The sequence below is a fragment of the Streptomyces sp. NPDC004658 genome (assembly GCF_040609555.1).
In the GTDB taxonomy this organism is placed as follows: Bacteria; Actinomycetota; Actinomycetes; order Streptomycetales; family Streptomycetaceae; genus Streptomyces.
Genome location: NZ_JBEXKG010000097.1, coordinates 1 through 11627, shown reverse-complemented (window position 1 = coordinate 11627; position 11627 = coordinate 1). Strand labels below are relative to the sequence as shown.

At 72.7% G+C, this 11627-nt stretch carries 8 protein-coding genes and 1 pseudogene; 3 read left to right on the top strand and 6 right to left on the bottom strand.

Translation table 11 applies throughout. From position 1 onward, the window contains the following. Window positions 1–33: 33 nt before the first annotated feature. Window positions 34–1098 carry an NlpC/P60 family protein gene (locus tag ABZV94_RS27450; RefSeq protein WP_356344860.1) on the bottom strand — a complete coding sequence of 355 codons (1065 nt, stop codon included), beginning with the start codon at window positions 1096–1098 and terminating at the stop codon, window positions 34–36. A 564-nt stretch (window positions 1099–1662) separates the two neighbouring features. Between ABZV94_RS27450 and ABZV94_RS27445 the strand changes: the two genes are divergently transcribed. Continuing rightward, entirely contained in the window at window positions 1663–2016 is a 354-nt protein-coding gene (locus ABZV94_RS27445) for a hypothetical protein (protein ID WP_356344828.1), read from the top strand. A 114-nt stretch (window positions 2017–2130) separates the two neighbouring features. Here ABZV94_RS27445 and ABZV94_RS27440 read toward each other — a convergent pair whose 3' ends face one another. Together ABZV94_RS27440 and ABZV94_RS27435 are read right to left on the bottom strand one after the other, a co-directional pair. Further along, window positions 2131–3096 carry a C40 family peptidase gene (locus tag ABZV94_RS27440; protein WP_356344858.1) on the bottom strand — a complete coding sequence of 322 codons (966 nt, stop codon included), beginning with the start codon at window positions 3094–3096 and terminating at the stop codon, window positions 2131–2133. 504 nt (window positions 3097–3600) lie between these two features. Next, window positions 3601–3807: pseudogene (locus tag ABZV94_RS27435) on the bottom strand (glycoside hydrolase); the annotation flags it as partial. A 482-nt stretch (window positions 3808–4289) separates the two neighbouring features. Between ABZV94_RS27435 and pcrA the strand changes: the two are divergent. Beyond that, a complete protein-coding gene (gene pcrA / locus ABZV94_RS27430) occupies window positions 4290–6806 on the top strand; it encodes a DNA helicase PcrA (protein ID WP_356344826.1) in 2517 nt (838 codons plus the stop codon). A gap of 40 nt (window positions 6807–6846) precedes the next feature. Here pcrA and ABZV94_RS27425 read toward each other — a convergent pair whose 3' ends face one another. Together ABZV94_RS27425 and ABZV94_RS27420 are read right to left on the bottom strand one after the other, a co-directional pair. Beyond that, entirely contained in the window at window positions 6847–8343 is a 1497-nt protein-coding gene (locus ABZV94_RS27425) for a peptidoglycan DD-metalloendopeptidase family protein (protein ID WP_356344824.1), read from the bottom strand. Window positions 8344–8640: 297 nt separating this feature from the next. Next, window positions 8641–9492 (bottom strand): alpha/beta fold hydrolase, encoded by an 852-nt coding sequence (locus ABZV94_RS27420; protein ID WP_356344822.1) that lies wholly within the window; start codon window positions 9490–9492, stop codon window positions 8641–8643. Window positions 9493–9715: 223 nt separating this feature from the next. On the opposite strand from ABZV94_RS27420, the gene ABZV94_RS27415 reads away from it, so the two are divergent. Further along, window positions 9716–10138 (top strand): cobalamin B12-binding domain-containing protein, encoded by a 423-nt coding sequence (locus ABZV94_RS27415; protein WP_356344821.1) that lies wholly within the window; start codon window positions 9716–9718, stop codon window positions 10136–10138. A gap of 354 nt (window positions 10139–10492) precedes the next feature. Here ABZV94_RS27415 and ABZV94_RS27410 read toward each other — a convergent pair. Further along, window positions 10493–11627 (bottom strand): DUF5691 domain-containing protein (locus ABZV94_RS27410; RefSeq protein WP_356344820.1); only part of this gene is annotated, 1135 nt, incomplete at its 5' end.

The window sequence follows — 11627 nt, the reverse complement described above, 5'->3', positions numbered from 1 at the left end:
GGTCCCGCCCGGGCCGGCCCCGCGGTCGCCCGCTCACCCCACCCTTGTCGCCCCTGCGAACGGCATCTGGTCGATCGGGGCGAGACGGACCGGCGCCGACGGGTTGGGGGCGTGGATCATCCGGCCGTCGCCCACGTAGATGCCGACGTGGCTGATGCCGGAGTAGAAGAACACCAGGTCTCCGGGCTGGAGTTCGGAGCGGGAGACGCGCCGGCCCGCGTTGATCTGGGCGTAGGTGGTGCGGGGCAGGGAGATGCCGGCGGAGCGGTAGGCGGCCTGCACCAGCCCCGAGCAGTCGAAGGCGTGCGGGCCGGTGGCCCCCCACACATACGGGCTGCCGAGCTTGCTGTAGGCGTAGGCGACGGCCGCCGCCGCGCGGGAGGTCGGGGCGGGGGCGGACCCGGGCCGCTCCAGCTGCTGCCGTGCGCCGGTCGCCGACCGGGAGACGCGCCCGCCCGGGCCGCCGGCACCGGTGACCTCGGTCCGCTGCGGCGGAGTCAGCCGTGCCAGCAGCCGCCGGGCCTCGTCCAGCTTGCCGGTGACGGTCTTCTTCTGCCGCCTCAGCTCCGCCTGCCGCGACCGCAGCGACTTCACCTCGATGCGCGCGGCTCCGCGCAACCGCTCGATCTCCCGTAGCTGTTGGCGCACCCGGGAGACCGCGGCGGCCTGCCGGTCACCGGCCCGCTCCGCGAACGCGGCGCGGTCCAGATACCGGTCGGGGTCACTGGACAGGGCCAGTTGCCAGGCCGGGTCGATGCCACCGTCCCGGTACTGTGCCGCCGCGAGGGAACCCAGCGCCTCCCGGGCGGAGTTGAGCCTCGTCTGCTTGCGGGCGGTCTCGTCCTGGAGCGCCCTCAGCCGCCGCTGCCCGGCGTCCGCCTTCTCCTTCGCCCCGTTGTACTTCTCGGTGGCGGCCTCGGCCTCCCGGTACAAGGTCTCCACCTTGGCCTTCACCTGCGTCGGTGTCAGCTGCGGTTCGGCGTGCCCTGTCCCGTCGAAGGCGGTCGCGGTGGCCGCGCCCGCAAGGGCGAGAGTGGCGGCCGTCCGGGCCGTATGGCCGCTGAGCGGGCGTTGCGGGCGCTTGCGGTGCGCTGCCACCTGGACCGTCACGTCCTTTCGTACGACTCGCACGGCCGAGCGGTCAGTACGCCCCGCGGCGGCCCGCACAGGGGGAGCGGGCCGCCGCCGGGCCTTCCTCGGCGGTGGTGGCCGACTGCCGCCCCTGGTCCGGGCGGCGGTGGGGAGCCGGTCACCTGGGGGAGGACGCTAGGCCGGACGGTGACGAGTAGGTAACGCGGTGTGCGGAAGTGGTTCGGACGGACCGGGACGTGACCGTATGTGACCGCGCGCGGTGACCGGAGTCGTCTTCTTTACGGAGCGTGCTGACCGAAGAGCGGAAAGGGGGACTGGCGGGGGATGTGAAGTGCTATGGGGCGCATATATGCAAGATCGGGCCGGCCGGACAGCCGGATCGTCGGATGCGCGGGCGCGCCTGGTGACGGACGGTCGCCGGGACCGGTGACGGAGGGTCGCCGGACCTGGTGATGTTCTGGTCGGGGGTGGGCGATGGGGCCGGGTGAGGGTGGGGCGGAGGGCGCGGGGTGAGGGGCTGGAGGGCCCGGGTGACGGCGGGGCGGAGGGGGCTGGCTAGGCTCCGGCCCCATGGACGTACTCATCCATCTCTTCGTCGGCCTGCACATCATCGGCATCGCCGCGCTGCTCGGCGGTTTCCTCACCCAGATGAAGGCGATGGGCCAGGGCACGGCCCGGTTCGTGCCCGGGATGCTGCACGGCGCGCTGACCATGCTGGTCACCGGCGTGGCCCTCGTCGGCCTCAACCAGGCCGACGACCACCACGTCAACACCGTCAAGATCGGCGTGAAGCTCGCCCTGCTGATCGTGATCCTCGGCCTGGTCTACGTGAAGCGCGACGAGGAGCGGATCGACAAGGGCCTCTTCGGGCTGGTCGGCCTGCTGACCACGGCCAACATCTTCATCGCCGTTCTGTGGACCTGATCGGTTCTGTGGACTTGACCGGTCTGCGGACCTGATCGACGGTCCCGCCGTTCCGTGCGGACCTGATCAGCGGTCCCGCCGTTCCGTAGGGCCGATCCCCGGCGCGCCCCGGGGTCAGCCCGGCCGCACGACGCTGTGCACGGCCGCCGTCATGCCGGAGACCGGTTCCTCGCGGACGTACGCGCCCGGCCTGGGGGCGTGGATCATCATGCCGTCGCCTGTGCAGAGTCCGACGTGGGCGGCGTCGTCGTGGAAGAACACGAGGTCGCCGGGGCGGGCGTCGGCCGGCGCGACCGGGGTACCGGCTTCGGCCTGCTCGCGCGCGGTGCGCGGCAGGGTGACGCCGGCGGACTTCCAGGCGGCCTGGGTGAGCCCCGCGCAGTCGTAGGAGCCGGGGCCCGCGGCGCCCCACACGCAGGGCTTGCCGACCTGGGCCCGGGCGAAGGAGATGGCCTTCCTGGCCTTGGTCGCGTAGGTGCCGGACGGTGACGCCGCGGGGGGTGTGACGGCGGCTGGGGCGGTGGTCGCGGCGGTCGTGATCGTGGATGGCGCGGCCAAGGAAGCCGTGGTGGTGACGGGTACGGCGGGGGCGGGCGAAGCCGTGGCTGTGGAAGCCGTGGCCGTGGAAGGCGTTGCGGTAAAAGCCGTGGCGGTGGGGGGCACGGCAGTGGGGGGCGCGGCGGCGGCCTGTGCCGCCCGCTGGGACAGCAGCACGCGCGCGTGGGCGAGCTTTTTCTGCACCGCCGCCTTGGCCGCCTTCGGGCCGCTTGCGGCTACGTCCGTCTGGGAGCCGGTGAGCGGTGCCGCGGGGGTGCCCGTCTCGGGCAGGGCGGCGGCCGGGGCGGGGACGGGCGGGTCGGGGACGGGGGGCACGGCGGGGGCGACGACCGGGCCCGGAGCGGGCACCGTGGCGCCCGTGTCCCGAGTCGGCGCGGGAACGGCCGTGGCCGCGACAGGCGGGATGACGGCCGTCTCCGCGGCGGGCGGCGGCGACACAGTGTCCCGGGCGCCGATGGTGCCGTGCTGGGCCGGGATCGTGCCGCGTTGCGGCGGGGTGGTGCCGCGCTGGCCCGGGATCATGGCCCGCTGGACCGGGACGGTGCCGTCCTGGGCCGGGATCGCGTAAGGCCCGGTCGGGACGGTGCCGTCCTGGCCGGGGATCGCGTGACGCCCGCTGGGGGCGGTGCCGTCCTGGCCGGGGATCGCAGGACGCCCGGTCTGCGCACTGCCGGCCTGGCCCGGGATCGCGGCTCGCGGTCCGGCGAGGCCGCGGTGCCGGGCGCGGCGGGCGACCTCGTCCCGGAGCCGCTGGAGGCTGTCCGCGCGGCGCCGCGGGGCCTCGGCCGGGTCGACCCGCTCGCCTCCGTCAGCGTTCCCGGACCACCCGGCCCCCGGGGCCCGGCCGGCGCCTCCCCGTCCGGCCCGCCCGGCACCTCGTCCGACGCCCTCGGCACCTGGTTCGGCCCGCCCGGTTCCCCGGTCGAGACTCCGGGTCGCCCAGGGGGCGCTCCCCGTCTCGCGGGCCACTCGCCCTGCGCCCCGGTCGGCTCGCCCGGCCCCCCGGTCGTCCCGCCCACCAGCCGCCTCGGACGCCGACTCCGCTCGGCGGTAGAAGTCCTCGATCTTGGCCTCGATCTCCTCCTGGCTCGGCCGGCCGGGGGCGGGCGAGGGCGCGGCCTCGGCCGTCTGGGAGAGCACGGCCACGGAGGTGAGGGCGGCGGTGGCGAGGGCGGGGGTGCGGGCGCCCGCTCCCTGCGTTCCGCCGGGGCGCGGCTTGCGGTGCGACGCCAAGGGAGGCGACTCCTTCCGTACTGCCGCCTACCGGGGTCAGCGGTGGGGTACCCAGGTCTTCCCTCGGGGGCTGGGGGAGTCAGGGCGGTACTCGGAAGGGTTGCCCTACGGCGTCGTCCCGGGCGGGATGCGGCCGATTCACCCCAGGATCGGTGGGTCCCCGGCTCCGGGCACCGTGCGGGGCGCGCCGGATTCGGCGGAGGCCGCGCGGCCCGGCGACGTTCGCCGGAGGGGGGTCGTGCGGCCTGACGGCAACCTAGCCAACTCGTGTGTCTTCTGTGAAGGTTGGTGCGCAGTATGTCCGATACATTTCCGTGACCTTTTTCCGGCGTGGGTCGAGGTTCACGTCCGTGTGACCAGGTGCTTCCGATGCGTGAGCGGGGAGAACCCCTGCTCCACGCGAAGATCAAGTCACGTCTGGAGCGGCCGTGTTCCGGGGACCGGGACCGGTTGTCGGTGGGGCGCCCTAGACTCGTAGAGCGATGAGCAGCCTCTTTGACGACAGCTTCCTGGCGGACCTCCAGACCCCTCGCGGGCACGAGGAGGAACCTCCGCCGCCGCCCGAGGACGATCACGCTCCGGAGCCTCTTCCGGACGATCTGTTCGGCGGGAAGTTCGACGTGCCCCCGGACCGATGGGGCTCCCCCCGCTCGAGCGAAGCCGAGAGCGGGGGAGGCTACTACCGTGACGGCGCCCCCCGCCCCGCGCTCGACGCGGCGGCACTGCTGGAGGGGCTGAACGAGAACCAGCGCGCCGCGGTCGTCCACGCGGGCTCCCCGTTGCTCATCGTCGCCGGCGCCGGCTCCGGCAAGACCCGCGTGCTGACCCACCGCATCGCCTACCTGCTCGCCGAGCGGAACGTCCACCCGGGCCAGATCCTCGCGATCACCTTCACCAACAAGGCCGCGGGCGAGATGAAGGAGCGCGTCGAGCAGCTCGTCGGCCCGCGCGCGAACGCGATGTGGGTGATGACCTTCCACAGCGCGTGCGTCCGCATCCTGCGCCGGGAGAGCAAGAAGCTCGGCTTCACCTCGTCGTTCTCGATCTACGACGCCGCCGACAGCAAGCGCCTGATGGCCCTGGTCTGCCGCGACCTGGACCTCGACCCCAAGCGCTTCCCGCCGAAGTCCTTCAGCGCCAAGATCAGCAACCTGAAGAACGAGCTGATCGACGAGGAGGACTTCGCCGCCCAGGCCGCCGACGGCTTCGAGAAGACCCTGGCGCAGGCCTACGCCCTGTACCAGTCGCGGCTGCGCGAGGCGAACGCGCTGGACTTCGACGACCTGATCATGACGACGGTCAACCTCCTGCGCGCCTTCCCGGACGTCGCCGAGCACTACCGCCGCCGCTTCCGCCACGTCCTGGTGGACGAGTACCAGGACACCAACCACGCCCAGTACGCGCTCGTGCGGGAACTCGTCGGCACCCGGGACCACGATGAGGACACCCCGCCCAGCGAGTACGACATCCCGCCCGCCGAACTCTGCGTCGTGGGCGACGCGGACCAGTCGATCTACGCCTTCCGGGGTGCGACGATCCGCAACATCCTCCAGTTCGAGGAGGACTACCCGAACGCGACGACGATCCTGCTGGAGCAGAACTACCGCTCCACGCAGACCATCCTGTCCGCCGCCAACGCGGTCATCGAGCGCAACGAGTCCCGCCGCCCGAAGAACCTGTGGACCAACGCCGGCCAGGGCGCCCGGATCGTCGGGTACGTCGCCGACACCGAGCACGACGAGGCCCAGTTCGTCGCCGAGGAGATAGACCGCCTGGTCGACGCGGGCCACGCGCGCGCGGGAGACGTCGCCGTCTTCTACCGCACCAACGCCCAGTCCCGGGTCTTCGAAGAGATCTTCATCCGCGTCGGCCTGCCCTACAAGGTCGTCGGCGGGGTCCGCTTCTACGAGCGCAAGGAGGTCCGGGACGTCCTCGCCTACCTGCGCGTCCTCGCCAACCCCGAGGACTCGGTGCCGCTGCGCCGCATCCTCAACGTGCCGAAGCGGGGCATCGGTGAGCGTGCGGAGGCGATGGTCGACGCCCTCGCCCAGCGCGAGAAGATCAGTTTCCCGCAGGCCCTGAAGCGCGTCGACGAGGCGTACGGCATGGCCGCGCGCTCCACGAACGCGGTCAAGCGGTTCAACACGCTGATGGAGGACCTGCGCACGATCGTCGAGTCCGGCGCCGGACCGGCCACGGTGCTGGAGGCCGTCCTCGAACGCACCGGTTACCTGGCCGAGTTGCAGGCCTCCACCGACCCGCAGGACGAGACCCGGATCGAGAACCTCCAGGAACTCGCCGCCGTGGCCCTGGAGTTCGAGCAGGAGCGGGGCGAAGGGGAACAGGGGACCCTGGCCGACTTCCTGGAGCAGGTTGCCCTGGTCGCCGACTCCGACCAGATCCCGGACGAGGAGGACGGCGACGGCGTCATCACGCTGATGACCCTCCACACCGCCAAGGGCCTGGAGTTCCCGGTCGTGTTCCTGACCGGCATGGAGGACGGCGTCTTCCCGCACATGCGCGCCCTCGGCGAGACGAAGGAGCTGGAGGAGGAGCGGCGCCTGGCGTACGTCGGCATCACGCGCGCGAGGGAGCGGCTCTACCTCACGCGGTCGGCGATGCGCAGCGCCTGGGGCCAGCCGTCGTACAACCCGCCCTCCCGCTTCCTGGAGGAGATCCCGCCCGCCCATGTGGAGTGGAAGCGGACGGGGGCGGCGGCGCCGGTGTCCTCGGGTCCGGCGTCCGGGATCGCGGCCTCGCTGTCCTCGACCCGTTCGCGCTCCTCGGCGTCCGGCGCGTCCGGGTTCGCCACACGGCGCACGGCGGAGAAGCCGGTGGTCGCGCTGGCCGTCGGGGACCGGGTCACGCACGACCAGTTCGGGCTCGGCACGGTCGTCGCGGTGAAGGGGACGGGCGGGAACGCGGAGGCGACGATCGACTTCGGCGACGCCAAGCCGAAGCGGCTGCTGCTGCGGTACGCGCCGGTGGAGAAGCTGTAGCAGACCGAAAGGGCCCCGCTGAAGAGCGGGGCCCCGGTGCCTACGTGGGATCCAGTCCGTGGCTCCGCAGCCACGGCAGCGGGTCTATGGCCGCCCCGCCCGCCGGCCGCACCTCGAAGTGCAGGTGCGGACCGGTGGAGTTGCCGGAGTTGCCGGAGTAGGCGATCGGCTGGCCGGCCTTGACGGTCGTACCGGAGGCGACGCGGTAGCTGGAGAGGTGGCAGTACCAGGTCTCCGTGCCGTCCTTCGCCGTCACGATCAGCATGTTGCCGTAGGCGCTGTTCCACTTGGTGGTGACGGTGCCGTCGGTGGCGGCCATCACCGTGGTGCCGTAGGAGACCGGGAAGTCGATGCCGGTGTGCACCGACATCCAGTTGATGCCCGCCTGGCCGAAGTAGGCGCTCAGCCCGTGCTGCGCGACCGGCAGCGCGAACTTGGGCCGCAGCCGCTCCTTCAGCGCGGCCTCCGCGGCCGCCTTCTTCTTCTCCAACTCCTGCTGCGCCTTGAGGTCGATCCGCTCCTGGGTACGGCTCGCCCGGTCGGCGAAGTCGTCGGCGCCCGCGGACAGCGTCTTGAGCTGGCTGTCCAGCTTGCTGTTGGCGACGGACGGCTTGACCGGCTGCGCGTCCGAGGCGGTGGTGGCGGTGTCCTTGGAGTCGTCGGTCAGCGCGCCGACCGAGGCAGCGGCGATCCCGGCCACCCCCATCACACAGGCCGACGGCACGGCCACGGTCAGCAGCGCGGAGCGCTTGGCGGGCGTACGGCGCCGGGAGCGCGCCCCGCCGCGCGAGCCCGCGCGGGTCGCGGGCGCCGGGGTGACCTCTTCCTGGTCGTCCAGCAGGCCGTTCACGGCGGGCAGTTCGCCGGTGGACTCCGACTCGCCCTCGGCGGCGGGCTGTTCGTCGAAGGCGGAGTCCTCGTACGGCACCTGCTCGAACGCGGACCGCGGATCGCCGACCGCCTCGAAGGTCGCGGTGGCCTGCTGATCGAACGGTTCGCCACCCTGCTCCGCCTGCGCCGGCACGCTCTGCCCCGCGGAGTTCCACTGCGTGGCGTCGTACGCGCCCGTGTCGAAGGTCTGGGTGCCCCACCCCCACTGCTGGGTGGGGTCCGCGCCGCCGGACGAGTCCGGCTGGAGCCAGGCGTTGGCGTCCCACTGGCCGCTGACGTCGTTCCCGGTGGACTGCGCGGGGACGGTCCAGGCGGTGCTGTCGTAGACGCCGGAGTCGTAGGCGGCGTAATGCTGCGCCGCGTACGGGTCGTAGGCCGGGGTCTGGGTCGTGCCGGTCTGCCAGTGCGTGGTGTCGTACGCGCCGGTGGTCTGCTCGCCGCCCGGGAGGCTGCCGAAGAGCGGGTCGGTGTGGAAGTGCGAGGTGCTCGCGGAGTCACCGGCAAAACCGGTGGCGTCGTAACCGCCGTACGTGGTGAGGTCGTCGTAGGGAGCTTCCTGTGTCCCGTACGGCGCGTACTGCGCGGTGGAGGCGTCGGAAGCCGGGGCCGGGGTGGTCATGGTCCCCGACGGGTGACGGTCGTTCACCAACTTCTCTTTCGCCTCGACAACAGGGGCTGCCAGAGCAGTGCGGCGACTGTACCCGGCGGTACCTGGGCGCGACAATCTTCGGCCTGTTTCGCGTGGGCCGGAAACGGGCATTCGGCCGTGTTTCGGGGCCCCACGACGCGACCTTGGTCTTGCGTTCGAAGGATGTTCGATGTCGAGCGGCGCTGTGCGGGCTGTGCGTCGGTGATGCGCGGGCTGTGCGGGCTCCGCGCTCCGGCCGTACTCAGACGGGCTCAGGCTGCCGTCAGGCGACCTCTGGCCACCGCCAGGCGGGGCTCAGGCCACCGTCAGGCCGTCGACGGCCCGCTCCCCGGTGTGCGGGGCGTCCAGGGCCTCGCGTATCCCGGCCGCCACGGCGGGATGCACGGGCAGGGCGAGATGGCCGATGCCGGTCACCCGGACGTTCTGCGCGTCGAGGTCGGGGTGCTCCAGGCACGCCGTCTCCAGCGGGTCCATCAGGGAGTCCAGGTCGCTCCAGAAGCTCACGAAGCGGGTCCGGCAGCCGGGCGCGGGCCGGGCCAGCTCCTCGATCACCGCCGAGCCGGGCCGCATCTGCCGCACGATCGGATGCGCGTCCGCCAGCGGCGCCACCCGGGTGCCCGCGTGCGGGGTGCCGAGGGTGACCAGCGTGCGTACCCGCAGGTCACCGCCCAGGCACTGGACGTAGTAGCGCGCTATCAGACCCCCGAGGCTGTGCCCGACGATGTCGACCCGGGCACTGCCGGTGCGCTCGCAGATCTCCTCGATGTGCCGGCCGAGCAGCTCGGCCGCTATGCGGATGTCGCACGTCAGCGGAGAGTAGTTCAGCGACTCCACCCGGTGCCTGCCGTGCTGGGCGAGGGTGCGGCGGAGCAGCACGAACACCGAACGGTTGTCGATGAAACCGTGCAGCAGGACGACCGGGGGCGCGGGGCGGACCGGCAGCCGGGCGGTGCCGTCCGTGGCGGGCAGGGCGCCGGAGTGCCGCTCCTGGATCAGGCCGGTCGGATACAGCAGGAGGTGACCCGCCAGAATCGCCGCCTCCAGGGCCGTCGCACGCAGCAGCGTCATGGAGAGTCCGGCCAGTCTGCCCGGCCACAGGCGGCGGCAGAGCGGGAGGAAGAGCGGCAAAACCCCGGTGACCTTCATGGGCCGACCTCCTGTCGGCACACAGGAGGACGGCTCGACCCCCGTGTGCCCTGATGTCCCACCATGTGATTTCCCCCTCGCGGCGCCCCGTAAAACTGCCGCTTGCGGGATGCTGGAGATAACGTTCGTTCACTTCGCGACGGTGGCGGAACGCGCCAAAAGTGCGGTACTTGTCGATACGGACGGAAGCGATCGCTTCCGTGGTCGCTTGATGGAGGCAGTGATGGGTGTGGCAGCCGGTCCGATCCGCGTGGTGGTCGCCAAGCCGGGGCTCGACGGCCACGATCGTGGGGCCAAGGTCATCGCGCGGGCCCTGCGCGACGCCGGTATGGAGGTCATCTACACCGGGCTTCACCAGACGCCGGAGCAGATCGTCGACACCGCCATCCAGGAGGACGCCGACGCGATCGGCCTGTCCATCCTCTCCGGCGCCCACAACACGCTGTTCGCCGCGGTCATCGACCTGCTCAAGGAACGGGAGGCCGAGGACATCCTCGTCTTCGGCGGCGGCATCATCCCGGACGAGGACATCCCGCCGCTGAAGGAGAAGGGCGTCGCGGAGATCTTCACCCCCGGTGCGACGACCACGTCGATCGTGGAGTGGGTCCGGGAGAACGTCCGCCAGCCGGCGGCGTCGGGAGGCTGACCGGCTGCCTCCGGCGGTTGCGCGGGGGCTGCCCTTGGGGTTTGCGTGGCTGTCCCCGGCGGTTGGGCGGCTTCCGTCGGCGGTTGGGTGGCTCTCGCCCGGGTTGCGCGGTTGCCTCTGGTGACGGTGCGGGTGGTGTCTGCGGTTGCGTGGACGCTTCCGGTGGTTGCGGGCCTCCTTTCGGTGGTTGCGCGGCTTGTTGCGGTGGTTGCGGGTCCGCATCCGTCCTGTTGCGGGTCTGCTTCCCTCCGGTGCGCGGTGTCTCCGGCGGTCGCGCGGTTTGTTTGCGGTGGTTGCGGATCCGTATCCGCCCGGTGCGCGGCCTGCGTCGGCGGTTGGGCCGCTCTCGGGCGGTTACGCGGCTGCCTCTCGCGGCTGTGCGGGTGTGCTCGGGGGTGGCGCGGCCGGGGTGGGCGGGGTCAGTTCCCGGGTCATCGCCGCCCGCAGCCGCAGGGTCGTGACCAGCCGCTGGAACGCCTCCGCCCAGTAGCCGCCGGCGCCCGGCGCGGCGTCCTCCCGCTCGTCGGGTATCGCCAGCAGTGCCTCCAGCCGGACGGCCTCCGCCGGATCCAGGCAACGCTCCGCCAGACCCATCACCCCGCTGAAACTCCACGGGTAACTGCCCGCGTCCCGAGCGATGTTCAGGGCGTCCACGACCGCCTGGCCCAGCGAGGGAGCCCAGGGGACCGCACACACCCCGAGCAGCTGGAACGCCTCCGACAGCCCGTGCGTGGCGATGAACCCGGCGACCCACGCGGCCCGTTCCGCCGGATCCAGCGCGGCCAGCAGTTTCGCCCGCTCCGCCAGCGACACCGCGCCCGGTCCGCCCGCCTCCGGTGCCGACGGCGAGCCGAGCAGCGCCCGCGACCAGGCGGCGTCCCGCTGCCGTACCGCCGCCCGGCACCAGGCCGCGTGCAGCTCGCCCTGCCAGCCGTCCGCCACCGGCAGCGCCACGATCTCCTGCGGCGTCCGCCCGCCGAGTCGCCGCGACCAAGTGCCGAGCGGAGCGGCCTCCACCAACTGGCCCAGCCACCACGACCGTTCCCCCCGGCCCGCGGGGGGTGCGGCCACGACGCCGTCCCGCTCCATGCCCGCGTCGCATTCGAGTGGCGCCTCCACCACGATCGCCGGCGCGCTCCCCGTCCGGTCCAGGGCCACACACGCCGAGGCCCGTACGGCCATCCGCGCGGCGAGCGCCGAGTCCGGCAGGGCCGACAGCAGTTCCGCCGCCGTAGCCCGGACATTACGGCTGCGATCGCCCAACGCCCGCTCCAGGAACGGCTCGTCCGCGTCCGACAGGCCCGTGCGCAGCGAGTCGAGGAACATCAGCCGGTCCTCCGCCCGCTCCGTCGCCCAGGTCGACGCCAGCAGCTCACGGCCCAGTGCGGGCGTGCGGGCGCGCAGGGCCCCCAGCAGCGCCGCCCGCTCGGCGAACAGCCCCTCCTCCCACAGCCGGCGCACCGCCTCGGCGTCCCCGGGGTCGGGGAGC